This window comes from Ralstonia sp. 25C (assembly GCF_051904805.1).
In the GTDB taxonomy this organism is placed as follows: domain Bacteria; phylum Pseudomonadota; class Gammaproteobacteria; order Burkholderiales; family Burkholderiaceae; genus Ralstonia.
Genome location: NZ_CP196738.1, coordinates 983,907 through 1,008,599, shown reverse-complemented (window position 1 = coordinate 1,008,599; position 24,693 = coordinate 983,907). Strand labels below are relative to the sequence as shown.

The 24,693-nt window shown below is 60.3% G+C and carries 30 protein-coding genes; 13 read left to right on the top strand and 17 right to left on the bottom strand.

The window, feature by feature from the left end; all coding sequences use genetic code 11:
- Window positions 1–91 precede the first annotated feature (91 nt).
- Window positions 92–1,252 (bottom strand): IS30 family transposase, encoded by a 1,161-nt coding sequence (locus tag ACS7SF_RS22990; protein WP_439893089.1) that lies wholly within the window; start codon window positions 1,250–1,252, stop codon window positions 92–94.
- Window positions 1,253–1,671: 419 nt separating this feature from the next.
- On the opposite strand from ACS7SF_RS22990, the gene ACS7SF_RS22985 reads away from it, so the two are divergent.
- The 3 genes from ACS7SF_RS22985 (at window position 1,672) to ACS7SF_RS22975 (ending at window position 2,722) form a co-directional block, all read left to right on the top strand.
- On the top strand, window positions 1,672–1,884 hold the full coding sequence (locus ACS7SF_RS22985; protein WP_439894422.1) for a hypothetical protein: 213 nt from the start codon (window positions 1,672–1,674) through the stop codon (window positions 1,882–1,884).
- Between the two features lie 184 nt (window positions 1,885–2,068).
- Window positions 2,069–2,359 carry a hypothetical protein gene (locus ACS7SF_RS22980; RefSeq protein ID WP_439894421.1) on the top strand — a complete coding sequence of 97 codons (291 nt, stop codon included), beginning with the start codon at window positions 2,069–2,071 and terminating at the stop codon, window positions 2,357–2,359.
- Window positions 2,360–2,473: 114 nt separating this feature from the next.
- Window positions 2,474–2,722: a hypothetical protein gene (locus ACS7SF_RS22975; RefSeq protein ID WP_439894420.1), complete on the top strand. Its 249-nt coding sequence runs from the start codon at window positions 2,474–2,476 to the stop codon at window positions 2,720–2,722.
- Window positions 2,723–2,772: 50 nt separating this feature from the next.
- Here ACS7SF_RS22975 and ACS7SF_RS22970 read toward each other — a convergent pair whose 3' ends face one another.
- Window positions 2,773–3,012, bottom strand: a complete 240-nt coding sequence (locus ACS7SF_RS22970; protein WP_439894419.1) for a hypothetical protein — start codon at window positions 3,010–3,012, stop codon at window positions 2,773–2,775.
- A 257-nt stretch (window positions 3,013–3,269) separates the two neighbouring features.
- On the opposite strand from ACS7SF_RS22970, the gene ACS7SF_RS22965 reads away from it, so the two are divergent.
- From ACS7SF_RS22965 to ACS7SF_RS22955, 3 genes are all read left to right on the top strand, one after another.
- Entirely contained in the window at window positions 3,270–3,557 is a 288-nt protein-coding gene (locus ACS7SF_RS22965) for an H-NS histone family protein (protein ID WP_369120163.1), read from the top strand.
- A gap of 492 nt (window positions 3,558–4,049) precedes the next feature.
- Complete coding sequence (locus ACS7SF_RS22960; protein WP_439894418.1) at window positions 4,050–4,940, top strand: HNH endonuclease; 891 nt, start codon at window positions 4,050–4,052, stop codon at window positions 4,938–4,940.
- A 13-nt stretch (window positions 4,941–4,953) separates the two neighbouring features.
- Entirely contained in the window at window positions 4,954–5,832 is an 879-nt protein-coding gene (locus ACS7SF_RS22955; protein ID WP_439894417.1) for an HNH endonuclease, read from the top strand.
- 408 nt (window positions 5,833–6,240) lie between these two features.
- Here ACS7SF_RS22955 and ACS7SF_RS22950 read toward each other — a convergent pair whose 3' ends face one another.
- The 11 genes from ACS7SF_RS22950 to ACS7SF_RS22900 are packed head-to-tail and all read right to left on the bottom strand — an operon-like array spanning window position 6,241 to window position 15,625.
- Window positions 6,241–6,465 (bottom strand): UTRA domain-containing protein, encoded by a 225-nt coding sequence (locus ACS7SF_RS22950; protein ID WP_439894460.1) that lies wholly within the window; start codon window positions 6,463–6,465, stop codon window positions 6,241–6,243.
- A gap of 5 nt (window positions 6,466–6,470) precedes the next feature.
- The gene (locus ACS7SF_RS22945; RefSeq protein ID WP_439894416.1) at window positions 6,471–7,418 is read right to left on the bottom strand and encodes an NAD-dependent epimerase/dehydratase family protein; all 948 of its coding nucleotides are present in this window, start codon (window positions 7,416–7,418) and stop codon (window positions 6,471–6,473) included.
- Complete coding sequence (locus ACS7SF_RS22940; RefSeq protein WP_439894415.1) at window positions 7,415–8,422, bottom strand: fumarylacetoacetate hydrolase family protein; 1,008 nt, start codon at window positions 8,420–8,422, stop codon at window positions 7,415–7,417. The genes ACS7SF_RS22945 and ACS7SF_RS22940 overlap by 4 nt, the downstream gene beginning before the upstream one ends.
- Window positions 8,419–9,015 (bottom strand): cupin domain-containing protein, encoded by a 597-nt coding sequence (locus ACS7SF_RS22935; protein WP_439894414.1) that lies wholly within the window; start codon window positions 9,013–9,015, stop codon window positions 8,419–8,421. Before ACS7SF_RS22935 ends, ACS7SF_RS22940 begins: the two co-directional genes overlap by 4 nt.
- Window positions 9,012–9,824, bottom strand: coding sequence for a cyclase family protein (locus tag ACS7SF_RS22930; RefSeq protein WP_439894459.1), 813 nt, complete (start codon window positions 9,822–9,824; stop codon window positions 9,012–9,014). Before ACS7SF_RS22930 ends, ACS7SF_RS22935 begins: the two co-directional genes overlap by 4 nt.
- 2 nt (window positions 9,825–9,826) lie before the next feature.
- Complete coding sequence (locus ACS7SF_RS22925; RefSeq protein ID WP_439894413.1) at window positions 9,827–10,999, bottom strand: MFS transporter; 1,173 nt, start codon at window positions 10,997–10,999, stop codon at window positions 9,827–9,829.
- A 16-nt stretch (window positions 11,000–11,015) separates the two neighbouring features.
- Window positions 11,016–12,146, bottom strand: coding sequence for an FAD-dependent oxidoreductase (locus ACS7SF_RS22920; RefSeq protein ID WP_439894412.1), 1,131 nt, complete (start codon window positions 12,144–12,146; stop codon window positions 11,016–11,018).
- Window positions 12,143–12,511 carry a Rieske (2Fe-2S) protein gene (locus ACS7SF_RS22915; protein ID WP_439894411.1) on the bottom strand — a complete coding sequence of 123 codons (369 nt, stop codon included), beginning with the start codon at window positions 12,509–12,511 and terminating at the stop codon, window positions 12,143–12,145. Before ACS7SF_RS22915 ends, ACS7SF_RS22920 begins: the two co-directional genes overlap by 4 nt.
- Before the next feature lie 17 nt (window positions 12,512–12,528).
- Window positions 12,529–13,482, bottom strand: coding sequence for a VOC family protein (locus ACS7SF_RS22910; RefSeq protein WP_439894410.1), 954 nt, complete (start codon window positions 13,480–13,482; stop codon window positions 12,529–12,531).
- A gap of 28 nt (window positions 13,483–13,510) precedes the next feature.
- Complete coding sequence (locus ACS7SF_RS22905) at window positions 13,511–14,671, bottom strand: alpha/beta hydrolase family protein (RefSeq protein WP_439894409.1); 1,161 nt, start codon at window positions 14,669–14,671, stop codon at window positions 13,511–13,513.
- Window positions 14,672–14,692: 21 nt separating this feature from the next.
- Window positions 14,693–15,625, bottom strand: coding sequence for a SphA family protein (locus ACS7SF_RS22900; protein WP_439894408.1), 933 nt, complete (start codon window positions 15,623–15,625; stop codon window positions 14,693–14,695).
- Window positions 15,626–15,930: 305 nt separating this feature from the next.
- On the opposite strand from ACS7SF_RS22900, the gene ACS7SF_RS22895 reads away from it, so the two are divergent.
- The gene (locus tag ACS7SF_RS22895; protein ID WP_439894407.1) at window positions 15,931–16,875 is read left to right on the top strand and encodes a LysR family transcriptional regulator; all 945 of its coding nucleotides are present in this window, start codon (window positions 15,931–15,933) and stop codon (window positions 16,873–16,875) included.
- Window positions 16,876–16,986: 111 nt separating this feature from the next.
- The gene (locus ACS7SF_RS22890) at window positions 16,987–17,160 is read left to right on the top strand and encodes a hypothetical protein (RefSeq protein ID WP_439894406.1); all 174 of its coding nucleotides are present in this window, start codon (window positions 16,987–16,989) and stop codon (window positions 17,158–17,160) included.
- Between the two features lie 397 nt (window positions 17,161–17,557).
- On the opposite strand, the gene ACS7SF_RS22885 is transcribed toward ACS7SF_RS22890, so the two are convergent.
- The gene (locus ACS7SF_RS22885; RefSeq protein ID WP_439894458.1) at window positions 17,558–17,935 is read right to left on the bottom strand and encodes a helix-turn-helix domain-containing protein; all 378 of its coding nucleotides are present in this window, start codon (window positions 17,933–17,935) and stop codon (window positions 17,558–17,560) included.
- A gap of 1,109 nt (window positions 17,936–19,044) precedes the next feature.
- Between ACS7SF_RS22885 and ACS7SF_RS22880 the strand changes: the two genes are divergently transcribed.
- Entirely contained in the window at window positions 19,045–19,341 is a 297-nt protein-coding gene (locus tag ACS7SF_RS22880) for a hypothetical protein (protein WP_439894405.1), read from the top strand.
- A gap of 200 nt (window positions 19,342–19,541) precedes the next feature.
- Here the strand turns inward: ACS7SF_RS22880 and ACS7SF_RS22875 are convergent, their stop codons facing one another.
- The 3 genes from ACS7SF_RS22875 to ACS7SF_RS22865 form a co-directional block, all read right to left on the bottom strand.
- Complete coding sequence (locus ACS7SF_RS22875; protein WP_439894404.1) at window positions 19,542–19,772, bottom strand: hypothetical protein; 231 nt, start codon at window positions 19,770–19,772, stop codon at window positions 19,542–19,544.
- 272 nt (window positions 19,773–20,044) lie between these two features.
- Window positions 20,045–20,644, bottom strand: coding sequence for an ImmA/IrrE family metallo-endopeptidase (locus ACS7SF_RS22870; RefSeq protein WP_439894403.1), 600 nt, complete (start codon window positions 20,642–20,644; stop codon window positions 20,045–20,047).
- Window positions 20,628–20,984, bottom strand: a complete 357-nt coding sequence (locus ACS7SF_RS22865; protein ID WP_439894402.1) for a helix-turn-helix domain-containing protein — start codon at window positions 20,982–20,984, stop codon at window positions 20,628–20,630. The genes ACS7SF_RS22870 and ACS7SF_RS22865 overlap by 17 nt, the downstream gene beginning before the upstream one ends.
- Before the next feature lie 433 nt (window positions 20,985–21,417).
- Here ACS7SF_RS22865 and ACS7SF_RS22860 point away from each other — a divergent pair, with 433 nt between their 5' ends.
- The 4 genes from ACS7SF_RS22860 to ACS7SF_RS22845 are packed head-to-tail and all read left to right on the top strand — an operon-like array spanning window position 21,418 to window position 24,567.
- On the top strand, window positions 21,418–22,131 hold the full coding sequence (locus ACS7SF_RS22860) for a hypothetical protein (RefSeq protein WP_439894401.1): 714 nt from the start codon (window positions 21,418–21,420) through the stop codon (window positions 22,129–22,131).
- Between the two features lie 2 nt (window positions 22,132–22,133).
- Window positions 22,134–22,610, top strand: a complete 477-nt coding sequence (locus ACS7SF_RS22855; protein ID WP_439894400.1) for a hypothetical protein — start codon at window positions 22,134–22,136, stop codon at window positions 22,608–22,610.
- Window positions 22,607–23,089, top strand: coding sequence for a hypothetical protein (locus ACS7SF_RS22850; protein ID WP_439894399.1), 483 nt, complete (start codon window positions 22,607–22,609; stop codon window positions 23,087–23,089). Before ACS7SF_RS22855 ends, ACS7SF_RS22850 begins: the two co-directional genes overlap by 4 nt.
- Window positions 23,086–24,567: a ThiF family adenylyltransferase gene (locus ACS7SF_RS22845; protein ID WP_439894398.1), complete on the top strand. Its 1,482-nt coding sequence runs from the start codon at window positions 23,086–23,088 to the stop codon at window positions 24,565–24,567. Before ACS7SF_RS22850 ends, ACS7SF_RS22845 begins: the two co-directional genes overlap by 4 nt.
- Window positions 24,568–24,693: the final 126 nt, after the last annotated feature.

Genomic DNA, 24,693 nt, shown 5'->3' with positions numbered 1-24,693 from the left:
AGTCAGCGACGCATGGCGAGCCCTTTGAATCTCATCATATTGGAGCGCCATGAAGGTGGGGCGTCCACAATGACTGCTATCGGCTGCGGATTCAACCGGTCGATGCAACGTATTGATGGAATCGTTCCGCTGGCGTGTCGAAGTTTAGAGTCTTGCGCGGACGCTCGTTGAGCCGTCTGGCGACAGCATTGAGCTTAGCCTGTGAATGCACGGAGAGATCAGTCCCTTTCGGGAAGTACTGTCTCAGGAGGCCATTCGTGTTCTCGTTCGAGCCGCGTTGCCAGGGATGATGAGGATCACAGAAGTAGACCTTGATGTCCGTAGCAACGGTGAAGCGCTTGTGTTGTGCCATCTCTGGCCCGCGATCCCAGGTGAGCGATTTATAGAGTTCCTGCGGCAGTTTGCGCGCATGCTTTACGAGCGCGTTGACGACTGTCGCGCTGTCCTTGCTGTCGATCTTGACCAGCATGAGATAGCGCGTTTGGCGTTCCACAAGGGTCACGATCTGGGTGCCGCCGCTACCACACAGCATGTCGCCCTCCCAATGACCGGGCACCGCACGGTCGTCCGCCGTAGCAGGCCGCTCGCTGATCGGCAGCGTGTCGCAGATCCGACCATGGTCGTCCGTCTTCTGCGTATGGTGCCGCGAACGACGCATGGCTCTTTCACGCCGCAGGTGTTCGAGCAGCTCCTTCTTAAGCGCACCGCGGGCCTGTATGTACAGGCTGCGATAGATCGTCTCGTGTGACACCAGGTAGTCCTTGTTGACGGCATATGCGTGCTTGAGCCAGCCGGCAATTTGCTCAGGGGACCACTGTAGCCGCAGCTTGGCTGCCACGACCTGAGCCAGCGTCCGGTTTCTGACGAGCTTACATGTCTTGGGTCGGCGTGCTCGAGCCCAGGCAAGCTCGTCGGCCTGATTCGCACGATAGCTATGGCTTCCGCCATTTCGCCGGAGTTCGCGGCTAATTGTGGACGGAGCTCGCCCTAGCCGGAAGGCGATCGAACGTATCGAGAGCCCCGCCACAACCGAGCGGGAGATTTCTTCTCGCTCGGCAAGCGTCAACGCTAGTCTGGAGCGGTGTCGTTGCGCTGGCTGGATACCACCAGTCTGCGCGAGAATCCGTTGTACAGAAGAATGGTTCCGATCGAACAGTTGGGCAATGTGCTGGAGAGAGTCGCCCTTACGCCAGCGCTCCCACATGAGTGCCTTCTGACTCTCGGTGTAGTAGATCCGGCGCCGTTGTTTCATTTGCAACACCTCCACTGCTCACGCAGTCTCTAGTGTGTTGCATCGACCGGTTGAATCCGCAGCCAGAAGCGGTCGCTTGCCACTAGGCCATGGACCGTCGCCCCGCTGCGATTGTCGGGCGCCGAAACGTCACTCCCAACGGATGCAAACTATTTATGCTGATTTGGGCGCCAACACGGAAATCGCTTGACGGTCGAGGTACAAGCCCAGGCACGACCAAAAAGGTCGAGATTGCACAACTTAGCGACGGTAGCTATCTGATGATGCGGTACGAATCGGTAGAAGCGTCTTTTCCGACGTCGGACCATTGGTATGCGTCACTCGAAGAGGTATACGACGAGTGCGAGCGCGTCTACGGCATTGCTCCCGACGACTGGCGACAAGGATGAGAGTGCAGACCAACCCTTCGCTGGTCGAGAATGACAATCGAAGAACTACGTGACCATCTGTTGCGGCTTATTGAAACCTACGTCACGAGCTCTGCCGCCCAGGAAGAATTGGTCTCACTTGTGAACCGGTGTGACGTGCCCGTGAAAGCGATTCTCGTTCGCCTCGCGCCCTTTGTTTCGAGTGAGCGAGTCTCCGAGATGGATGCGCAGACCATTGGCGATATTGCATTCCACTTTTGCTGAGAACGGCGCGGCCTCCGGCCGACTGCGCAGGTCGCTTCTTCTCGGGCAAGAGCGGCCGTTCCGCCAATAGAATGGCGCAACACAACTGAACGCACAGCGCCGTCCACGTTCGGCCACAAGCTGTCGTTTACCGATAGCCGAAGCGCGGATTGACTCACGGCCAGCCATTGGAGCGCACGTCATCATGGAGAATTCGCTGCTGGAAATGATTGAAGCAGCCCTTCGGCAGATTCGACCACTAGCCGCCCAGGCATTTCCGCCAGCAGTCAGCATTGAGCGTCAGCTCAATTGGTGTCGCAATTTTGAGTGTGGACTTCCTTGCGAACCTGCACCGGGCCCATTTTCGATGGGCCTGATTGCGGTCCGTGAGTTTGATATGTATGGCGACATGCCCGAACTTGCATATCTCGTAAACAAGGTGCAGCGCCTCGTCGAGGAGAAGCTTGCTAGCGCGGCGGAGAAACGGTCCGCTTGAACGCCCCGCACGAGGGCAAGCCGGACGACCGCAACCGGTTCAGGAGCAGCCAGCAAACTCGATGAGCCGTCGGCATGGCCAAGGAAATGGTTCACAATCAGGAACATCTGAACCTTGGCTGACGCCAGTGCACAAGTGACCGATTCAGAACTTCGAGAGGAGCAGTACGCTTACGTACTCGACATCTCCGACAGACTTGGACTGCCGCCCGATGTCGTTGCACCGGTTTTTCGCGAGACGTTGCGGACGTTGTCGGCTGCTGCAACCGTGGAAACCTACGTAGTCCTTCTTGCCGCCAAAAAGACGCTCTCAAAACTCAGGTCTACGGCTGGAACCACCGGCACCTTCCACGACGAATTCTGATTGGGGTGGGTAGAGCTCAAGGAGATGCCAGACCAGCGTTAAGCCCTCGCCTACGTCGCCTTTTCGTCGGTGACGATGAACTGGCCAGCTGCCTTGCGGTGGATTGCCGCCATAATTCCCAATTCGCGCTTGCTGTTTGGCTCACTCGCAGTGACGCCTGTGGCGTATTTCGCCTTCACGCCCGGAGGGTAGAAGACAAACAGGGCCTTAGGCGAGGCACCTACCTCGGAGCGCAGACGTTTGTTCAGGATTTTTAGGTACTTCTTCTTCGAGACCTCTTTCGCAGCCATGACGCCCTCCTGTCTGGTTGTCGTAGTAGGCAGCATACCAGCTTTGATGTTTTGGCCGGCTCTGCTAGAGGGTGGTGCACTGCTCGAACTGCAAGCGACCGAATCGGCAGAATGTGGGCGGCGAAACTTATCTACTCGTCCACGAGAACCCATTCGAAATCCGTTTTGCCAATATGTCCGCGTTAGGAGCAAATCTGCACTCGTTCTCCTTTGTTCTAGCGGTATCCTTCCCATTCCATACCACCTAGAGGAAAACCATGGCGACTTACAAAGACCTGCTCGCTCAGAAAGCTAAATTGGAAGAACAACTCGAGGCTGCGCGTGCGGCAGAAGTTGAAAAGGCTATCGCGCAGGTGCGTCAAATCGTGCTCGAGTATGGATTGACGGCAGAAGACCTTGGTCTCGCCGCGAAGACGAAGAAGCGGAAAGGCTCTGTCGTCCAACCCAAATATCAGGACCCGAAGTCAGGCTCGACTTGGACTGGCCGAGGCCGAGCACCGGCATGGATTGCAGGCAAGAACTACGAACGGTTCCTGATTAAGTAATCTCGTTGCATCTTCGCGAGCCCTGCACCGACGCGGAGTAAGGCTCGCCCCGCCGATTGGTCAACACGGCCACCTCGCCAGGGTTGACGAGTTACCAGGGCCAGTCCATATCAGCAGACATCCATATGCATGGGGTGCAACCATTTGGAGAGTCCTCTTGGCGAAAAGCGAAGAAGACATACAAGGACGATGCGTAAGGCCCGCCGCCGCTCTTTGAGCATTCGGGTCTCGTCACCGTATAGCGGTGAGACCTGAGCAACATACATAGGCACCCCGCCGTCCGCTGACGGCCAATTGCCGACAGTCGCTGTTGTTGGCGCATGGCCATTCCAACGGCCGTTTTTCTCTAGAAGGCTGACGCTGAAGCCAAATCCGCGCCACGGTGTTCTCGCACCTCTAGATCGAATGTACTTGATCGCGAATCATGCGCTTTCGTCACCCCTTATGGTGCGTGATACGATCGACCGACCAAAGAACAAGAAGGCCTTGGCCATGCCTCAACTGAACCGTTGGTTTGACATTCCCAACCTCTGCACGCCGTTCCTCGCGATCAACCTCAGCAATCGGAAGCCAGAAAGCAGGGAGACGAACGACAAGTTCTTTCCCAAGAAACAGACGGGCCATTGGCCCCTTGCGAAGGCCATTCTGGACCACGGGATTGAAGGGCAGACGATCGTGCTGTTCAATTCCGACAAGGGCATGTCGAGCATCTACGTGGGCACCTGCGTCTCCAAGCGCGAGACGGGCCAGACCAAGGACGGAAAGCCGCGCTATACCCTGACGGTGGCACAGCCATGGCAAGGCGAAGGGGACACCAGTGTTTCCTTCTCGAAGTTCTTCGAAGGATTTTCGATGAGCTCCAACCCGACGGTGGTGTGGGCAGACGTGAAGGGCTATACCTCGCCCCAGGGCGAGGAAGTCGCTCGAAGTGGGAGCGATAACGGGGGCGGTTATCAAGGTGGTGACGGTGGGTATGACGTGCCCGGGATGTCCTCGCAGCGTGTCGGTCACGATGTCTTCGTTCAGCGCGTCGTCGATTTTTGGGGGAAGCGATGCGCGCTCACCAATCTAAAAGCGCCGCGCTTGGTCGAGGCGTGCCACATCGTCCCATGGAGCGAAGCTACACCAGAGGAGCGTACGAACGCTCACAACGGTCTTATGTTGTGTGCACACCTTCATGCCCTGCTCGACTCACATCTGCTTGGCTTCGATACAGACGGGCACTTGCTATTGGCCCATGGGATGGACGCGGGTGTGCGCGCTTTGGTGATGACGGGTGGTCGAGTGCGTTTGCGCAATGCCCCTTCGGCGCGCCAGGCTGAGTTCTTGCGGCGCCATCGGGAAGGCGCAAGGAAGGCCGGCCATCGCCTTGTTCGGGTTTAGGTAGGAGACTCCGATGGCATTCACGACTGGGCATGTGGACGCGATCATGGCGCTGGGCGGGCAGAACCCCAGTCAGCATTGGGCAGCGTTCGACGTGTCCATGGCCCAAGCACGCGAAGGGCACGCGACGCGCCTGGTCACGACGATCTGGAACTACCACAGCGTTAAAGATGAGCAAGGTAAGCGCGTGCCGACGGTGGTGGCTATCTGCAAAGACGTATTGGACGGCAGCCTTTGGTATTGCGCGAGTAGACCGACGCCTCGCACGACGCGAAGAACATGGGTGGCGCACTGGAACCGGCTTGAGCTTGCACGGAGCAATGGAATACCGATCGTCGGCGTGTTGAAAGACGTGTACACAGGGCGTTGTTCCTTGGAGCATGTGTTTGAGGTCGGCCGCACGCTGTCCTCGGCGAGTGGTGACGCGTTCTGGATGGAACTCGTCCCGACGAAGGAACCTCCGCCGCAAACACGGTCGATCGACATCCGTGCCTTGGTGGTCGACGACGAACCGGCCTGTTTCCCGTTTGATGTCGAGGTGGAGCTGCAGCAGGCCATCGAGCAATCCAGCCAACTCTCCCGGGAGGCACGCTTGGACCGCTTGAGGGCAGCGCCGAGGTTCCCGACCCGGATAGAGGTAACGACGAGCGTGTTCCGGCGGAACGCGGACGTGATCGTCGAAGTCCTCGCTCGAGCCGCCGGGGGATGCGAAGGGTGCGGCATGCCGGCACCTTTCCGTCGTCGAAGTGACGGTTCCCCTTACCTTGAGGTGCACCACCGCGTCCCCTTGGCGATCGGCGGGGAGGACACAATCGACAACGCGATAGCGCTGTGCCCAAACTGCCATCGAGGCGCTCATTTCGGTGGATACGCCGGGGATTCCGAGGAGTGAGAGGTTGGGTGGCGGCAGGCGTTGAGCCATCGAAACCCGGTCAAACTGATTCGTCCGCTATATGGCGAGCAACGTGAAATCCACTGGGAATCGATGGGCAGCGCCGCCAGCGTAAATGACCGCTTGCGCTGAATATACGTCGGACTACCTCATCCTACGAGTGGCGGTTTTACTTCTGAAACGACCTTTTGGAAGGAGACATGTTGAACGGCCGCTCAGGGGCGAAAGCGGGCGGCCGTAGGTAGTGCCATCACCGACCGCCTTCGGCGAATTTCAGCCATTCGTCGGCGCATCCAAAGCAGGCATTGAAACGGCCGCGCGAAGTTGGCGAATCATGGCCAGCGTCTGAGACGCCTCCACATACGACTGTCACCGCGCTCCTTCGGTACAGTGCAGTCCAGCCAGTCTCTACCCTGCAGATCGCTTCAGCCGCATCGACAACGAAAAGCTGTCTGCAGGATGCACCGTCACGGAGAACTCAAAGGCTTCACCGGTGGCAACCAGGTAGCGGCGCGAAATCTTCAACACCGGTGCGCCGGGCTCAAGTTTGAGCCCCTTTCCGATGCGTTCGTCCGAAAGGGTCGATGCGCGCACGTCCTGCTCGATCTCGGCGATCTGGCGGCCATGGTGCAGCCGCGCTATACGGCCAGCGCACGTTCAATCAGTTGTTCGACCGTGCCGTCGTGGACAAAGCCCGCCGCTGCCGCCCTTTTGTCCTCGATTGGTGGCTGACGCCCAAACAGCTGTTCAATGGCTGCCACCGGCGCATAGTCAATGTGACCTGTTCCAAAACGCCGAGCCAAACCATCCAGCACCATTTGAACTGCCAGATGTAAAACGGGTAGCGTCCACACCCGTGTGGCATGAAGCTGATCGGCAGGTAGTCGCGCCGCGTGCACTAGATTGTCAACGCAGCAATCTCGCGACATCCACCATGAAGTTGCTGATGGAGAGACCGGACAAGTGTAGGGCTGGCCTTGTTGTGCTGCACGAAAGATCGCGCTCATGAACGCCGAACCGTGGCCAACTGATAACCCCGGCCGCGCTACGATTCCCGGCAAGCGCAATGAGCGGCCATCGAGCATGCCTCGACGCGACCAATCCGTGAGGATCTGCTCCCCAACCAGCTTGTGCACGCCGTAGCTGATCGTGGGATGCGCAGCCGTGTACTCGTCCATCTGTGCCGGCAGTGGCGCACCGTAGACCGCGACGCTGCTTGCAAAGACAACACGCGGTATCCGAGCATGCCGCTTTGCCTGGTCCGCAAGCCGCTCAAACAGCGCCAGCGTGCCGTACAAGTTAATCCGGTCACCCAAATCAGGATTGGATTCGGCCAGCGCGCCTGGCACACTTGCCAAGTGGAAAGCGAGATCTACTGGCTCCGAAAGTGCAGTGTCGAGCGTCTGTTTCGCGCCGAAATCCCCATGGACGATCTTGACGCGAGCATCCTGCGGTGCGGCATCCACCTGCTGGTCAAGCAGCAGCAGTTCCTGCACATCGCCTGCGGCCGCAACACCTTCTCCCAGCAATCGCCGCACGAGCGCCGTTCCGACGAAACCGTTGGCACCTGTCACAAGCACTCTCATCGCGGAGCCTTCCCCACCTTGGATTCACTGTATGCGATGACGCGCTGGTCAATGATGCCGAAAGGGGCCGTACCGCTGGCATCGCGCGCAACCATGCGGACGCGATCACCAAAGCGCATGAACGCGGTCTTAGGCTGCCCTTCGTCGATAATCTCGATGACGCGTCTTTCCGCAATGCAAGCAGACCCTGCCGTGCGGCTTGCATTCGACACAGTGCCCGAACCGATGATGGTGCCGGCAGACAGCCGGCGCGTGCGCGCTGCGTGCGCAATCAGGTCACCAAAGCTGAAGTTCATATCGCCGCCACACGGGTGGCCGAACCATTGGCCGTTCCATTCGACATGCAAGCGCAATTGCACGCGGCCATCGCGCCAGTTCAAGTCCAACTCATCGGGCGTGACGGCAACCGGTGCAAAGCTGGTCGACGGTTTGGCTTGCAGGAAGCCGAAGCCTGTCTTCATTTCACGTGGACCGAACCCGCGCAGGCTCCAGTCGTTGATCTGCACGATCAAGCGGATGTGCTCCAACGCCTGTGCGGCCGTCACCCCCATCGGCACGCGGCCAACGACGACGCCAAACTCGCCCTCAAAGTCGATACCGTCGGCTTCGCTTGGCAGCGGCACATCTTCCGACGGGCCGAGAAAGTCGTCGCTCGCACCCTGGTACATCACCGGGATGGTGTCGAAATCGGGGATCGGCGGCGAGTTGAACGCGCGCTCCATCAGGCGGCCATGGTTCAGGAACGCCGAGCCGTCACACCATTGCGGACTGCGTGGCAACGGAGCCAGGCACGCTTGCGGGTCGAATGCGAATGCCTCGGCAACGCGCCCGGCATTGAGTTCGTCATAGCGAGCCTGAAGGCGGGCGGCAACGTCGTCCCAGCGCTCCAGAGCGTCAAGCAGCGTGGCGGCAATCGGTGCCGCATCGACGGCAAGCTTAAGATCACGCGACACGAGGACCAGCCGCCCGCCGGCGCCGGCACCAGACAAGGTGGCGAATTTCATGGCGCCTCCGCATGCGTGCGGGCCTGCAATGCCTCGGCGATGGCCGGGTCGTAGGCGCCGTCAATGAGCACGAACAGCATCCGGCACAGCCTGTCGGAACGGTTGGCCCAAGCATGATTCGTACCGCGCTGAATGACGACGCTGCCCGGGACAAGCGCCACCTCGGAGTCATCCAGCACCAGCGTCATCTCGCCGTCGATGACGACGCCGTAGTCGACCGACTCCGTGCGATGCATCAGCGGATGCGGTGAATTGGCACGCACGGTGGAGGCATGTGCGTCGCCCACCTGCGTGAATGCTTCCTGCATCCTGGTCGCGCCACGCGCCAGGAACTCCGAGGTATCGGGCGGAATATCGACAAAGCGGAAGCGCGTGCCCTGCGTTGGCGGCGGCAGCATCAACGCGCCCACGGTCGGGTCCGCACCGTTGTCGATCGGCGCCGGGGTGTCCGACGTGCTCCACACCTCATGAAACACCGTGCCCGGAATTGCGGCAATTTCTACCACGGTTGGTAAGGGCCCCTGCGAGACGATCACCGCGCGCCCATCGGCGTCATGACCCGTCACGATACGTTGAATGGTCGGCAAGCTCATGCCATGTGTTCCTTGTCGGCGTCAAAGATGGCGACCGCGCGCGTCCACCCGGCAGACGCACCGCGAATCTTGTGCGGGAAGCAACTGATGACAAAACCGTGTGGCGGCAGCGCTTCAAGGTTGTGCAGCTTTTCCAGGTGGCAGTAGCCGATGTCGCGGCCGGCCTTGTGCCCTTCCCAGATCAGCGAGGTGTCGCCCGTTTCTGCGATCTTCTTGGCGGTGTAGGAGAACGGTGCGTCCCAACTCCATGCATCGGTACCCGTCAGCCGCACGCCGCGTTCGAGCAGATACATCGTCGCTTCGTAGCCCATGCCGCAGCCCGCGTTGACGTAATCGTTGTGCCCATAGCGGGAACCCGCCCGTGTGTTGACCACGACGATGTCGAGCGGCTGCAGCGCATGGCCGATCCGTGCAAGCTCGGCTTCCACATCTGCGGCCGTCACCACGTAGCCATCGGGAAAATGCCGGAAGTCGAGCTTCACACCCGGTTGGAAGCACCATTCCAGCGGCACTTCATCGATGGTGATGGACGGTTTGGCCTCACCCAGGGTTGCGTCCATCGTTGAATGGAAATGCCACGGCGCATCGAGGTGCGTGCCGCTGTGCGTGGTGAGCGTGACCCACTCGGCTGCGGCAGCTTCACCATCGGGGTAGTCCTCCCGCTTTGTGCCAGGCAGCATTGCCATGAACTCGGGCAAGGTGTCGGCGTGCTTCTGGTAGGTGATCTTCGGCGCCAGTGGTGGCGGATCGGAGAGCACGTCGTTCTCCAGGTAGATGGAGAGGTCGACAAAGCGACGCTTCGGTTTCAGTGTCATGCGGAGGCTCCTGCCGGCACTGCGCGGCGTTCAAGGCGCGAGAAACACAGCACTGCGGCAGAGGCCATCAAGACGGCGGCGATGCCAAGGCTGCCGTAGCCCAGGAACTTGACGAGCGTGCCGCCCAGGATCGGGCCAATGGCGGCGCCGGTCATCAGCATGGCGGGCGTGGCGGCCACGGCACGGCCGGTGGTGTCCATTCTCGCCAATACGCCAAAGGCGAAGGTGTGCGTGAAGATCATGACGGCGACGAACACCGCGCCAGCCGCAGCATAGGGAGCCAACATGGAACTCTGCGTAATGATGAGTGCGAGTGTTGCCTGCGCGAGTGGCCCACCCAGCACCACCCGCCGGGCTGGTACATGCAACTCCAGCAAGCCCGCCAGCGGCGCCGGCAGCAGATTCACCAACCCCGTTGCGATCAGCACCGAGGTGACGGCAGCCAGGCCAAAGCCTCGATCCACGCCAATGCGTTCGACAAAGCTGAACACCATGGCTTGTGTTAGGGCCATGCAGGCAACACCCAGCATGCCGCTCCACACGGCCGGCGAAAAGCGTGGCTCGGCAGCGGACACCTCGCGGCGCGGCGCTTCGAGCGTCGGAAACGCCACCGCGCACAGCACAGCAGCAATCGCCATGACACCCGCAAACACGCGGAAGAGAATCGGCCCACCATGCGCCGCGACCAACCCGGGCGTGATGCCAAGGAAAGCGATGGCGAAGCAGCCCAGCGCCAAGCCCGCCGCAGCAAACAACCGATGTGGATTGCGGCTACGCCCGATCGTGCCATGCGTAAAACTGAGGCTGCACCCCACCGCCAATCCCGCAACGGCATGCAAACCAGCCATGCCGGCATAGCTGTCGCTCAAGGTCGCCATGCCGAGAAACGCCAGCATTGCCACCGCAAAGCCGGCGGATGCCGATGCGCGTGTCGGCAAGCGGTTGACCCGCGGCGCAAAGAACACACTGCTCGCCACGGCCCCTGCCAGAAACAACGTCACCAAGCCGCCCGCCTGCTGCGGGTCGAGGTGATAGCTGCCGATCAGGGTGCCGACCCATACCGGCAAGGCGACCAAGTCAACCATGCCGGCGCAATGCGCCACCAATAGCGCAACCGTGCCCCGGCCGCCCAAGCGGGCGACGCCACCCGTCTGAAGATTCGATTCCATGGTGGTCTCCGCCGTGTCAGATGGCCTGTGCCAGGCTCATGAGGGTGTCGCGCATGATGCGAGCGTGCTCGGCTTTGTCGCCGCCGGTAATCTCGATCTCGCCCAGGCGGCCGGAGTTCTCCACCACCATACGGCAGCGCTCCCAGCGGCGGTCCTGGAAGGCTTGCAGCGCCGCGTCGAGCGTGGTGGCACGCTCCAGCTCTTCGGCCAGCACGATGGCATCCTCCAGGCCGATGCCAGCACCTGCCGCCATGTGTGGCGTCGTGGCGTGGACCGTATCCCCAACCAGCACGATGCGGCCGCTGAACCATGGACGTGGCATCAGCAAGCTTTCCAGTGGGCGATAGTTGATCAGCGACTGTGCGGAGATCTGCCCGCGGATGGTCTGCATCAACGGTGCGCTAAACGGCGCGAGCAGATCTGCCAGCATCTGCGGCCAACGCTGCGGGTCGATGTACTCATTCGTCTCGCGGTCTTCGGTCACGAACAGGTACATCTCGTCTTGCGAAACCGGGTTGACGCCGGTCTTGACCTTCTGCCCGAGCCACATCGTCGCGCAACTGATGTCGGCGGGGCGAGGGACCACAGCGCGCCAAACACCCTGGCCGGTGTATTGCGGCGTGGGCGCGTCAGGAAATGCCGCCTCGCGCACCTTCGAATACAAGCCATCGGCGCCGATCACCAGGTCGTAGCGGTCTTGTGTGCCGTCTGTAAAGGCAACCTCCACACCGTCGGCGCGCTGCTCAATCGTGGTGAATGTGCAGCCCAGGCGTACGTTCACGCCTGCAGCGACTGTCGCCTTGGCCAGGATGTCAGCCAGCACCGGGCGCATGATCGCACCGCCGCCCGGTACGTCCGGTCCCGCCACGCGCGGCGTGGGCAATTGCCCCAGCGCCTGGCCGCTCGATGTGAACAAGTTGACGCCATCGCCGCAGTGGCCGCGCTTGCGGAAGGCATCGAGCACGCCAATGGTTTTCAAGGCGCGCAGCGTGGGGCCACCGATGCTGATGCCAGCGCCATAGGCCTGCCATTGCGCATCAATCTCAACCATGTCGATCTGCATGCCGAGCTTGGCACACTGGATGGCCGCAGCCATGCCGGAAAAGCCGCCCCCGATGATGAGGATCTTGTGCACTGGGGATGTCATTGTGGTGTCTCCTTGTTGTCTTGCATCAAGAGCACGGTGCCGTCTTCGGCCACCGCAACCTTGACGGGCTCAAGCGCTTGTCCCAGGCAGGGGCCAAGAACGCAAACGCCGGAGCCGATATCGAATTGCGCGCCATGCGCATGGCAGACGATGCGGGTGCCGTCGCCATTGAGGTAGGCATCCTTTCGCCATGCCATCGGCGTTCCACCGTGATGCGGGCAGGCGTCACGATAAGCATGCAGCGCCTCGCCACGCCGCACCACGAACACTGTGTCCCGGCCGATGCTGCGCGGGTCAAAGCCACGCGAGCGGCCATCGACCAAATCATGCAACTGGCACAGCGGTACGGGGTTGGACGCGGACATGGCTGAGTTCTACCCGGTCAGGATGCGTGCGCGGCCCCGGGTGCCGGCGGGCCGCCCGGTGCCCACTTCTCGCGGTGCTGGAACAGGAACAGTTGCGAGGTGTCCGCCCCCATGGGCGCTTCGCGTGCGATCCAGTCGGTATCGTGCAAGTCCATGTCGGCGTCGTATTCCACATGGCAGCCGAGTGGGCTGTTGAAGTACCAGAACCAGTTGGAGCCGAAGCGATGGCGTCCTGGGCCCCAGAAGGATTGATAGCCCTTTTCGACCAGCCGAGCGCCAGCCTGCATCACCTCGGTCGGACCGCCCAGGTGGAAGGTGAAGTGCTCGCAGCCCTTCATGAACGGCGGCGTCTCAATCAGGAACAGCGTGTGGTGGTCCAGCGTGCCGGCCGGGCGCAGGAACGGCCCCACGCCAACAAAGCGGTCGGTGCAGACAAAGCCGAGGCGCTTCACATAGAACGCCTCCGCCTTTGCGGCATCCGGAACGAAGTAGACGACGTGCGACAGCGTGCGGGGCCGCACCACGGCATCGCCGTCCACACCGACAACGTTCGCCGGCCGCTGTGCAGGTGCGCCCGGTGCGTTGACGCGTTCAGCCGGCAATTCCAGCGGACGACGTGCCGTCACCTGAAACGCCAGCGCGAAGCCTGCATCGTCCACGGTGTGGATGGAGCCATCTGCATGGCGTTCGACGGGGCGGTCTTTCTGCAGCTCCGCGGCAATCGCCTCCAGCGTTTGCGGGTCGGCCACGCCGTAGGTGGTCTGGCGGAGGAAGCTGGCGGTGCCGAGCGAGTGCGGCAAGGACGCATCGTCCTTGTGCGCGATGCGGATAGACGTGCCGTCCAGCGCCTCGAAGCGCCCCCCGGCGGCCGTAACGCCAACCGGTTTCAAGCCATAGTCGGTCAGATATTGCGCGCACGCAGCAACATCGTCGACGCCAAACAGCAGTGCATCGGGTCCGATGATGTTCATGGATGTCCTATCGGTCATGGGTTGGTGATCAAGGGGCTGTCCTGCCGCCCAGTGTTTCTGCGACCCAGTCGGCGATGTAGGCACCAGCATTGGCCGAGTTGTCGAAACTGCTGTGCTGCACGCCGCCTTCGCGGTCCGTAAAGATCTTCAGCTCGCGCTTGGGGCTGTTGATGAGCTGTTCGTACGTGCGGTGCGCCCACTGCACGGGAATCTGCGAGTCCTTCTCCCCGTGCGTGACGAGGAAGGGCACACGAATGCGGTCCAACACGCCATCCAGGTGCACGTTCTCGGCAATGCGCATGAAGGCGTCCATGTCGGGGGCGCCCCACACCCAGCACACGTGTTCCCAGTAGTGGGGCACGGGGAAGCTACCCTCGCGCGCCAGACGCTTCTTCTGCACGTCGCGCCAGTCATGGTTGGCGCCCCAAACCACACCGCACGCAAAGCGCGGCTCGAACGCCACCGCGCGCGGGCAGTAGTACCCGCCGAGTGAAACGCCTTCCAGGCCGATGCGCTTCGGGTCCACGTCATCACGCGTTTCCAGCCAGTCGACGATCTTGCTGGCCCACACCTCGGTGTTGTAGACGGCATGCATGTCGTGCAGGCGCAGGGCTTCGCCTGTACCGGGCTGATCGACCACGAGCGACGACACCCCACGCCGGGCCAGCCACTGCGGCAGTCCAACGCGGTACTTCATCTCCTTGGTCGAATCCAGGCCGTTGATCTGCACGAGAATCGGGGCGCGCCCCGTCACACCTTCCGCGCGCACGTAGAGCGCAGAGAGATGGGCATCGCCGTACGGAATCTCCACGCGTTCACAGTTCTCGCCCGTTGCGGCAATGCCTTTGGCAAACACATCGAGAAAGCGCTTGTAGAGTTCCAAGCGGCCCTCCGCACCATGTGCCTGCAGGCGCTCGCCGGTGAGGTAGTACGTGGCGGCACGGTTGTACTTGTCGCCGGCCGAGAGCACGCGCCCGCGGGCTTCGTCCTCCTCGGCCAGTTCGCACAGCTTGTCGGCCATGCGCGACCACGTTTCGCGAAACGCGCGCGTACCGGCGGCATCGGGCTGCTTGGCGGCCTCTTGCAGCGGTGCGCACATCTCTTCGATTTCGCCGATGCGCGCGCCCATCTCGATGGCGAGATCGACGGACAGGTTCCAGACGTAGTTCGTGGGGAAATAGCGGAACATCCCGATTCCTTTGATGCGTTGTTAGATGCCGTTGCCAGGGCCAGGCGGTTTTGCCCACAGTGGAATGGCGATGTTTAGCCACACCGTGTTGCTCTTTGACGTATTGGCCGCATACACCCCTTGCTGATAATTGAGGTTGATACTGAAGGCGCCTCCGTCGTAGGCGACGGACGGCCCCAGCGCGAGACTGCGAGCACGGTTTCCGGCGATGGTCGTGCCGTTCACCTTGTCGTCGGTGAACTGGTTCAAGTAACCGCCCACCACGCCGACCTTCCATTTGCCGAAGTTCCAGCCCGCCGTGAAATCGGCCACATAGGCCGTGCCAGAGCGGTATCCCGTATCGCTATTCTTCTGGTTGATGAGAAGGCGATTGGTCATGCCGACGTTGACGCCGTCGGGCACGTTGTAGCGGAAGGAGAACACGGGCTGCCACGACGTGTAGCCCACGGCAACGCTCGGGTGGGTGGGGCTGTATGAGCCCGTCTCAAGCGCGATATCGAGGCCGGTGACGATGGCCAGGTTTGGTGTCACGGACCACTTCAAGATGGCGGGCGACACGGTGATGTTCGACAAGCCGTTGTGGCGCTGGCTCTGGCCCGCAATGTCGGTGTGTAGGAACACCACCGGCATGACAAGCTGTGAGTACAGTCCTGCGCCAAGCACGGTCACCGGATACGACGCCAGAAGACGTGTCGTCAGCGATGGCGCAGACGCGCTGAACGGCACAGGCAGCTTGTTTCCGTTGTTGTCGTAGATCCCATTGGAAGTGCTGTAACTGAACTGCTCCAGCATGAAAAGCCCTGGGATCGGCGGCATGGCCGCGATGCTCGTCGCGGCAGCGCCTGCTGGATACGGCGAGACGCCGTTTTCCAGCGCGTTTGCAGTGCTCGGCGCCAGCGCGGCCAGCGTCATGCAGCCTGCGGCAGTACACGCCGCGGCCAGGTGTTTGGTCATGTTGTCTCCTCACTTTCGACACCTCGTTTTTGGGTGTCTCTTATGTCGTGGAATGCGCGCAATGAAGCTGTAGCCGTAGCGCATTTCGGGCACACATCATCCCGACTCACGCACCGCAAATTCAGTGGTGCGGCGGAACGGGTTTAGATTAAGATGCCCGCGCGGATCGCTCAAATTGATTGTTTCCATCCGCTGTATTGGCGCCCTGAATACTTTCAGGGGAAACCCTAGCGCGGCACCACAACACCGCCTCGCAGGGTTGCCCTGACCGCGTCGGGAGAAGACCTTGAACGGAGACGGCGCCCATGCGCTTCAACAAGCTCAACCTGAATCTGCTCGTCGCGCTTGATGCGCTTCTGACTGAGCAGAACATCAGCCGTGCCGCAGAGAAGGTCCACCTGAGCCAAGCCGCGATGAGCAATGCGCTGGCGCGGCTGCGCGAATACTTTGACGACGAATTGCTCGTCCAGGTCGGCCGCAAGATGGAACTGACGGCACGGGCAGAAGGCTTGAGAGACCCCGTGCGCGACATCCTGGTGCGGATCGATGCCACAGTGGCCGCGCAACCGGATTTCCTGCCACGGCAGTCGGACCGTGTGTTCCGGTTACTGGTCTCCGACTACACCACCTTGACCCTGATGCCGCATCTTTTGCGGCTCGCGTATCGGCAAGCACCCGGCGTCCGGTTTGAACTGCGCCCGCAGGTTGCTTCCCCCGGGCGTGCGCTGGAACGCGGCGAAGTCGACCTGCTCATCATTCCGAAGGAATACTGCCCGGCCGAGCATCCCGCCGAGGTCGTCTTCGAAGAAACCTTCTGCTGCGTGCTGTGGGACGAGAGCCCACTGGCCACGGGCGAACTGACCGCCGAACGCTACATGGCCGCGGGCCATATCGTCGTGCAGCCGGGCGATGAGCACTCCTCGCTGGAGCAATGGTTCATGCATAAGCTGGGCATCGTGCGGCGGATAGAAACCACCACGTTCAGCTTCATGGCGCCGGCGCATCTGGTGGTCGGCACGGACCGGATTGCCACCATGCACCGCCGGCTTGCCACGCAGGCCGCCCGCAGCCTGCCCATTGCGATTCGCCCCGTGCCGGTACGCATTCCGCGGATGGAGCAATCCATGCAATGGCACAAGCATCGCAGTGCCGACCTTGGCCTGCGCTGGCTGCGCTCGCTCATCAAGGAAGCCGCATCGGCCATGGGCGATTCCTCGCCTGCGACACCACCATCCACGCCGCAGTCCTGAAGTCGACGCAAGCGCCCAACGCCAACAAGGCCGCCATGCCGCTATTCGGAGGGCGCAACGGCCGAGTGCTAGTGGCTTCGGAACCTTGGATCCCCGGAGCGAGCGAAACTTATGCTTCTCCCCCTACTGTTGCTTCACTACATCGAAATCCATGGCTATGTCCCACCTGCCGAATATCTGGCCGCAGTGGAGAAGCTCACACCTGAGACGCCTTTCGATGGAGAAGTGTTTTACCGTAAGAAATTGATTGGTTGCGGTTGGTTTGCTAACCGCACCATGAGCTGAGTCACTGGGACTTTGCGATGATGGGACTCATCACGGCATATCACTGCGTGCTACTGGGCCGGTCAGGACTGTGATCATGAACGCATATGGGGGCGCGCGCCAGGTGGGCGCCCACCGAAGGTCAGAGCGCTGTGCCACCCCTGGGCGAAATTGAGGCGATTGACCCAGTTGCCGCGAAAGCTGGTTCCCTGTGGCAGGCGGAAGAGTTGGCCGCCTAGACCGCTTGCGCCGACAGAGGTGTATGTCCGCTTCCGGCTGCGGATTCAACCGGTCAATGCAACACATCTAATCACGGAGGTCCGTATGGGGCGAAGGCTGATGCGTCGTCTGTATGCAGATATCCGCTGTCAACGCTCGCTCTAGCGCGGCACTGCTTGGAGCAAGCCTGACATCATGTCTAGCGCCGTTGCTTCTTCATCGGCCGAACAGGCTGGGAACCTGCGGCCAGACGATTGCACAGCTCCGTCACCCACTCTCGGACCCAAACTTGGTCCTCTGTTGTCAAGCGAGCAAGCTGGTTCTCCAATTCCTCTGCAATGTCCTTCGACCGTGGCGAACGTTGCTGGAGAAGCGAGCCAACTGAGACATTGTATAGGTCAGCCAAGGACATTAACCGAGGTAGCGTTGGCCACGTGGCACCTCGCTCCATCCGGCTAATTGTCTCCACGTCAACCCCTAGGAGCTCAGCTACTTGCTCCTGGGTCCGACCATGACTAGAACGCAAGGCCGCAAGGAATTGGCCTAGTTGTGCTGCATCGGAGAGTTTGGAACGCACAGCCACGGAGGCGACATCCTGTGTTGATCATCAACACAAATCGTCGCCTCCCTGGAGCATTCTGGTAACATCACAAAATGTTGGGTGTCAACATTTTATGTTGGGTTCATCAACTTAAAGCAGAACCCGCGTGTTGTTGTGAAGGAAGAGGAAATGCTGTTGACAGATAGGATCTGGGAAGACTCCCATCCAATTAGGCGAGCGCTTGCTCACCCCTATCAAACCTGGCGGTGCGTGGCGTGGACAGATGAGGCACCCAGTTTCCTAGTTGTCGCAGAAAGAGAGGCAAACACAGACGTGCAACTGCCAGACAGTTGGTTTGTTGACGGACCTGCTGCGCTCTTGGCGATAGTTTCCAAACTGAATCTGAGTACTGTTTCCGTCTACGTTCTGGACAGAACGCCAGACGGACGACGGGTGGAACTTAGTCGACTTACCGGCATTTGGCGCGAACGCAATCGATTCGACCGAGAGGACAATATGCCGTGGTTTTGGTACGAAACAGATAGAGGTGAAATGAAGCCCTGCCTGTACGGAGGACTCGTTGAAGACGTACCACCGGATCTAATAAATGAACTGATATTCGACGAGCCAAGAGCAGGCGAACTGGTTTCTTTAAGGACAGCTTCCCTGGACGGCGGCACACCACCAAAAAGGGAACGTGCGATGTAGCTCGGCTATGAAGCTGCGGCCCGCTAGCATAGCCGCCTCACTCGTGACAACCCAAGGTGCCGGCTAATGGACAACACTGAGATTGCGATGCACGAACGTGACCGTTTCACTGGCGCGGAGACGAACCAAGCAGGCGAGACTCCTTCTATTGTCGGGGAGCGCTCCGCAGCAGAGATGCTAATTGGACTTGCGTCATTGCCAGCATCACAGCAACGTCTTCGGGTTCGCTCAGTGCTTCACAAGTGTCACCATCGTGTCCCGCGAGACAGGTCTCCTTCGGATGCGCTGGCAAGCGTCAGGAGCGATCATCCCGTCACCGCGAAATAGCGCCTGCTTGCCTGTAGGAGCGCGTAGGAGACATTGTTGCACCCCTGTTGCGTTCGCTAAGCAGCCCAGCGAGATGAAAGCAGCAAGACAATGCAGGAGCAAAACACGCCATGAAGGCTGATTTGGATGTGCTGCGCAATTTGCGTATTGCGCGAGTGGCGCCTGATAAAACGCACTATGTCCGTCTCATCGACATCCCTGAGCCATTCCGTACGGAGTTTCGCGCGTGGATGCGCTTAGGACAATGTCCTGTCGTCCAGAGTGAGGACCGGTACGGTTGCATGTACCACCATGACTTCGAAGGCTACCGTCAAGAGCGGCTAAAAGGGGTCTACCGCAAATGGAGCGGCAAGGCACCATGGGAGTTGCCACATTATGAGCCGCCAGCAAACGACGATCAGAGGTAAGCAACCACCGGATCTGTCTTGCTAGTTCGGTTGCGACGTGGGGGCAGTTTGTCAGCGGTCTCTCACCGCCGCACAGGTGGCCCGTACCCGCGCCGCTACTTAGCGCTCCCGATGCAACGCAAATCCGATTTCAAGTTGTCAGGAGCCGCCGCATGGATATGAGGCCCACGCAGCCAGAGAGAAAGAACCCGCGCGAAAACCTAGGACTCCAATGCGCGAGCACCAATGCGTGCCAGAACATGAATCAACATCACCGGAATAAGGAGTTGCACCGCCTGCGATGCGAGTGCGGGCGTGGCATCCGGAGTCTCTCGTGCGAGGATGGCCAGGAAAACATAAAGCAGCAGTACCAAGAAGCCGAGCGCGTAAGTCCACCGCGAGATTCTTTTGAGAGTTGGTACCAGTAGCGGCTTCCACTGACTCAGAGACATGGGTTCCTCCTCCAAATTGACCGCTTGGAGAACGGCGTGTATGGCTGCTACCCGCAGAGCCATGAATACAAGAGCTTCTGCCAGAGTGCGCCACACAACAGAATCTGCAGAACAAGCTCAACTAGGCAAACTCGAAGTGACTGCTGTCGATGTGCACAGCGCTATGCGGCCAATAAGAAAAGCGCACGCTTCCCCAGCAGATCAAATTTCGATTGGGAAAGTACAAAAGAGAAAGAGATACCTTGCTACGGCGCCTCGATTCCGCTCACATATCAAGCGCTTACGAGCACCTCGTTGTCCATCAACTCCAGCACCTTTAACTGCTGCAGTCGAATGGACATAGCTTGTTCACTGACAGCGAACATGGTCGATAGAGCTGCCACGCCCGCCTCATCCCAAAGATCTCGCCCCAAAGCTGCATACCTAACCATGGCTGCGGGCATCAGCAAAGCCGCAGCAAACATGTTGGCTTCTCGCTCCTGCTGAGGAGTTGTACCCGATGATGGCTGACTATACGCCGCTGAAGTTGGCTCACCCACACGCTGATAAACGCGAAGCTGGGTATCCACAAATAGCTGATCTCCCTCCCCATCATGCAGCACGAGGTGGCCGAGTTCATGCCCTATCGTGAATCGCTGACGATTGGGGTGATGTGCAGCATTGATCAAGATATGGCGATCGCCACCTTTCACGATGAGCACTCCAGACACCTGATCCTCCATTGTCTGGTAGTGGATCTTCGCCTTTAGGTGTTCTGCGATCTGGTTGAGATCGACTGGAGCCGATCGCACGCCCGCTTGGCGGAGTAAGAGCTCCGCATCTTGCTCAATGGACTCGGATGTGTGTGAGCGCATGTTATTTGTCGTGTCCAAGTACGGACTCAATTGCTTGCTTCACCAAAGGAGGCACCATCTCTACTCGCTCGCCGATAGTGACCTCTTCTGTCGCCACTGTATCGGCCGCGGACTGCACCTCGGCAACGGTTGGCAGCAGCTCTGTTACTGCAACCCCCAGCGCTTCACTAATACGAAATAGCACGTGCAAAGGCACCTTCTGGACGCCCTTTTCTATGTTCGTAATGGAAGTACGTTCGAGCCGCACCTGCGAAGCAAGCTCACCCTGGGTCAACCGTCCACGAACCCCTCTCTGCTGCTCCCGCAGCGCGCGCAGCCGCTCTCCGACGTGTCGGTAGAGCCCTTGCTCGTCAATCATTTCTGCACCCTGTTTTTAACACAATAGTATATCGTCAAACAGTTAAATGTCAACAACATTGACATTAACATGTGTAACAGCCCACATGTGATTTACTGGGCGCACGACGCAAAGCAGCACTCTTGACTACCGAGTGCTTCACTTTGCCGCATGGCGTGTGGTATGCTTCGCTCAGAACGTTTACATCATTGACGTTCAGGTCAACGCCATCAACATCAAAGGAGGCGCTGAAGTGCTGGCCCTGAATGAAACAAGGGGTCAGACCCGTAAGGACTGACCCCCTGAGTGAACTTGCGCGAACGCTCGTCCGGTGTAGGAACCTAGAGTGTCGTGGCATGTGCACCCGTACGTCAATCCTTCATGGGGAAAACCTGTACTGCGCTGTGGCTTTTGGCCAGGTGCAGAAAGAGTTACTTCTCGTATGGAGGGGCTCATGCCCGCCAAAAGCGTACAAATCGTTGTTGACCGCGAGCCGCGGTCCGTCACCCCTGGCGCCGTCCGTGGCCAGGCCATCATTGCACTGGCCAACCTCGCCGAAGGCGAGCAAGTCCTGCTGGAGGTCACCGGGGACGTAGATATCCCCATCTCTCCGACGGACCTGATCTTCATTCGTGGTGGGGAAGCGTTCAGCATCGGCGACGGCACGCCGCACGTGGACGACAACCCGATCATGCGCCAGATCCCTGCGGCCACGCTCAATGGTCAGCCCATCCCCGCGAACGGGCACCCTCCGCACGCCAAGATGAGCGGGCATCAGCTTAAGGCGTTGGTCAATGCTGGTGACGTTGACCTCTGGAGCGACCTGGATGGTCTCGCTGACGAGATCATCGAAGACCATGACCGGCTGATTCTGCAGTCCGTCGACAGCCTCTTCACCGTGCCTCGCGCGCATGAGGACCGCTTCTATGAAGTGAAAGTGCTTTTGGACGGCGAAGAGCGCGAGATGCGCTTCCCGGCCATGATCACCGTCCAAGAAGCCATCCGCCGCCGCCTGCCGCCCCATGATCGCCCGCACGTCGCCGACTTCGAAATGGTTGACGTAGATATCGGTCCGACTCCCCTGCTTTCGCATCTGACGCTGAAGGACGCTGGCGTGCGTGACTGCCACGTTCTCTCCATCACCAAGAAGAACGGCGGCGGGGGCTAATCATGGGTCAAGCAGCTATCGTTCATCCGCAGTTGGCCAAAGCCAGCTTCGCACGCGCGATCCAGCTGCTCACCTCATCCGATGCGTACGAGAAGCTCGGCATCAAGTGTGTCGGCTTCTCGTTCCCGTACCTCGACGTAGAGCTGGCTTGGCGCCGTCACGGCACCAAGCTACTCCTACGCGTCGACGGCACGGATTTCCCGTATCGGCCGGTGAGCGGTTGGTGGATTGCCTCGGACGGGACACCCCTTTTGCAAGGGAGCAACGCTGTCCCTAGTGGAGCGGGTTTTCATATCAATGGTCTCGACGGCGAGCAGCGTTGCTGGTTCTGCTTCAAGGGCTGGCGTGAGTACCACAACCATTCGAGCCACCAGGACGTCTCATGGGCATCGCTCCGAGACAATCCGCGGTACAGCGTCCCCCAACTGATCGCTCAGCTCCAGAAGGACCTGAACAGCGAGGGAGTCATGCGGGTATGAAATACACACAATGGGCCATCCCGCCGGCGGTCGTTGCGCAGACCGAGGCTGCCATGCTATCGGGGCGGCACGAAGTCTTTGCCATCTGGACCGCGCCGTACGACCGCGAGCAGCACTCCGGTACAAACGCAAACATCACCCGCAGCATCATCCCAGCGCAAACACCTGGTGAAACTGCTGACGGCGTGTACGTACACATCGCCGGCAGTGAATTGCAGCGCATCCAGCTGGACAACTATCGCCGCAATGAACGCAGCGTGGTGCAGCTCCACACGCATCCCGGGGCAGACGTACGGATGTCGCCTCTTGACCGGAAGTGGGAGGTCGTCCGGCACGTGGGGGCGCTGAGCATCATCGTCCCGTTCTATGGGACACGCGGCCTGAGCCTCGTTCAAGGCGCAAACATCTACGAGCGCGAGCTGGATGACTGGCGACTATGGTCACGCCAAGAAGCGGCGGAAAGGATGGTGCTGCTATGAGCGCAAGGGAGAAAAACGCGCAGGCGTTGCAGGCGCTGTTCAAGAGTGCGGCTCTCGTGCAGCGGCTCGAGGATGCGCGAATTGCGGTGATCCTGCCCACGACACCTCTACCGCAGTCCGGACAGCTCTTAGCGACAACCCTGGCGGATACGCTCGGGCGGCTTTGGCCGAATGTCGATTTCTCCGGCCACGACGCCATGACCGTCCAAGCGATAGCCCTTGCAGCCGCCCAATCGGGTGGCTCCACGGGAGAAGGTGTGAAGAGCGGCTGTGCCGGGTCGTATGACGTTGCCATCGCAATCGCGTGCGATTCTCCTATCGCGGCCAAGCGCACCTTGCGCGTGGGCGCGAACGGGTGGACTGCCTGGCTCGGGCCTGAAGCCAGTTGCTCAACAAGCAGCAATCCGGTTGGGCCGACCTTCGCCGCTGCCTTGGCTGCCGCCCAAACCTTCCACTGCATCTTCGAGCAGGAGTTGCAAGACCTTGGGGCGTCGCCCATCTTCGATGCGGCAGTCGATGTGCGCGAGCTATTCGGCATCACCGATCTTCCTGACGATGCACCGCTTGCATTGGGCGAGACCCACGTGTTCGGGGTCGGTGCTGTCACGCACGGGTTCATGTGGGTCTTGGAACGGTGGGCAGGAACGGTCTCCGGCTCTTTTCACCTGGTGGACCAGGACCACTACGGCAGTTCGAACGGCCAGCGCTATGCAGGCATGCGCAGCAGCTGCCTCGAGCAGTTGAAGGTTGAGAAAGTCGCGACGCGATTGGTGGCCGCCCATCCCGCGCTCCAGGTGTCGCCGCACGCAACCGACCTGAACAGTTACTGCGCCGAGCGGGGCTATGCATCGCCGATCGCGCGGTTGATCGTCGGCCTCGACTCGGCGGAGGCGCGCAGGCAAGCCGCACTGAAGCTTCCCGAGCGTGCCATCAACATGTGGACCGAAGGGGTGCGACTGGGCGCTGGCATGTACGTGCCCATCGACCGGAACGCTTGCCTCGCGTGTGGCTACATCGAGAGTCGTCAAACACCGCTGGACGAAGTCGCCGAAATCGCCGGGCAAACAGGTCTACGGCCACATATCGTTCGCGCCCTGCTTGATAGTGGTCGAGGGCTGACTGCAGCAGATGCCGCCGAGTTGGCAACTCGATGGGGAGGCATCTCGCATGAGCAGTTCATCGGTCAGCCATTGCGCTCTGTCCTGCCCGCCTTGTGCGCAACAGGCAGGTTGCAGTTGCCTGGCCAGTCCGAACTCGCAGACGTCCCGTTCGCGTTTGCTTCACTGTTCGCCGGCATTGCCGGCTTCATGATGCTCCTGAAGGAGCTTGGCGGCATCGCAGAAAGCCACGGCTGGACCCAGCACACCTTCAAGCCCCCAACGACACACATGCGACAGCTTCTAGTCGCCCGGAACGAGTGTGCTTGTTGCTCGCAGTTCGCGTATCTCACGGGAGGGCTCGCAAGCAACGCTCTCTAGGTCAGTCCAGGGCCTGCGGGAGCAGGCCCTGGGAAGCGCCAGCCTTCGCTCGCAGCATTTGAGGAGGCGCGCTAGGCCAGTGAGCCCAGTCGACACGGAATCGTCAAACTTCAGCATAAATCAGAA

Coding starts and splice junctions, on each gene's coding strand:
- ACS7SF_RS22845 (WP_439894398.1), top strand. CDS start 23,086: ATGAGCGCAAGGGAGAAAAACGCGCAGGCGTTGCAGGCGCTGTTCAAG.
- ACS7SF_RS22855 (WP_439894400.1), top strand. CDS start 22,134: ATGGGTCAAGCAGCTATCGTTCATCCGCAGTTGGCCAAAGCCAGCTTC.
- ACS7SF_RS22905 (WP_439894409.1), bottom strand. CDS start 14,671: ATGTTCCGCTATTTCCCCACGAACTACGTCTGGAACCTGTCCGTCGAT.
- ACS7SF_RS22915 (WP_439894411.1), bottom strand. CDS start 12,511: ATGTCCGCGTCCAACCCCGTACCGCTGTGCCAGTTGCATGATTTGGTC.
- ACS7SF_RS22985 (WP_439894422.1), top strand. CDS start 1,672: ATGACAATCGAAGAACTACGTGACCATCTGTTGCGGCTTATTGAAACC.
- ACS7SF_RS22880 (WP_439894405.1), top strand. CDS start 19,045: ATGAAGGCTGATTTGGATGTGCTGCGCAATTTGCGTATTGCGCGAGTG.
- ACS7SF_RS22890 (WP_439894406.1), top strand. CDS start 16,987: ATGCTTCTCCCCCTACTGTTGCTTCACTACATCGAAATCCATGGCTAT.
- ACS7SF_RS22945 (WP_439894416.1), bottom strand. CDS start 7,418: ATGAGAGTGCTTGTGACAGGTGCCAACGGTTTCGTCGGAACGGCGCTC.
- ACS7SF_RS22965 (WP_369120163.1), top strand. CDS start 3,270: ATGGCGACTTACAAAGACCTGCTCGCTCAGAAAGCTAAATTGGAAGAA.
- ACS7SF_RS22865 (WP_439894402.1), bottom strand. CDS start 20,984: ATGATTGACGAGCAAGGGCTCTACCGACACGTCGGAGAGCGGCTGCGC.
- ACS7SF_RS22970 (WP_439894419.1), bottom strand. CDS start 3,012: ATGGCTGCGAAAGAGGTCTCGAAGAAGAAGTACCTAAAAATCCTGAAC.
- ACS7SF_RS22850 (WP_439894399.1), top strand. CDS start 22,607: ATGAAATACACACAATGGGCCATCCCGCCGGCGGTCGTTGCGCAGACC.
- ACS7SF_RS22935 (WP_439894414.1), bottom strand. CDS start 9,015: ATGAGCTTGCCGACCATTCAACGTATCGTGACGGGTCATGACGCCGAT.
- ACS7SF_RS22895 (WP_439894407.1), top strand. CDS start 15,931: ATGCGCTTCAACAAGCTCAACCTGAATCTGCTCGTCGCGCTTGATGCG.
- ACS7SF_RS22910 (WP_439894410.1), bottom strand. CDS start 13,482: ATGAACATCATCGGACCCGATGCACTGCTGTTTGGCGTCGACGATGTT.
- ACS7SF_RS22990 (WP_439893089.1), bottom strand. CDS start 1,252: ATGAAACAACGGCGCCGGATCTACTACACCGAGAGTCAGAAGGCACTC.
- ACS7SF_RS22940 (WP_439894415.1), bottom strand. CDS start 8,422: ATGAAATTCGCCACCTTGTCTGGTGCCGGCGCCGGCGGGCGGCTGGTC.
- ACS7SF_RS22960 (WP_439894418.1), top strand. CDS start 4,050: ATGCCTCAACTGAACCGTTGGTTTGACATTCCCAACCTCTGCACGCCG.
- ACS7SF_RS22925 (WP_439894413.1), bottom strand. CDS start 10,999: ATGGAATCGAATCTTCAGACGGGTGGCGTCGCCCGCTTGGGCGGCCGG.
- ACS7SF_RS22900 (WP_439894408.1), bottom strand. CDS start 15,625: ATGACCAAACACCTGGCCGCGGCGTGTACTGCCGCAGGCTGCATGACG.
- ACS7SF_RS22875 (WP_439894404.1), bottom strand. CDS start 19,772: ATGTCTCTGAGTCAGTGGAAGCCGCTACTGGTACCAACTCTCAAAAGA.
- ACS7SF_RS22860 (WP_439894401.1), top strand. CDS start 21,418: ATGCCCGCCAAAAGCGTACAAATCGTTGTTGACCGCGAGCCGCGGTCC.
- ACS7SF_RS22920 (WP_439894412.1), bottom strand. CDS start 12,146: ATGACATCCCCAGTGCACAAGATCCTCATCATCGGGGGCGGCTTTTCC.
- ACS7SF_RS22980 (WP_439894421.1), top strand. CDS start 2,069: ATGGAGAATTCGCTGCTGGAAATGATTGAAGCAGCCCTTCGGCAGATT.
- ACS7SF_RS22955 (WP_439894417.1), top strand. CDS start 4,954: ATGGCATTCACGACTGGGCATGTGGACGCGATCATGGCGCTGGGCGGG.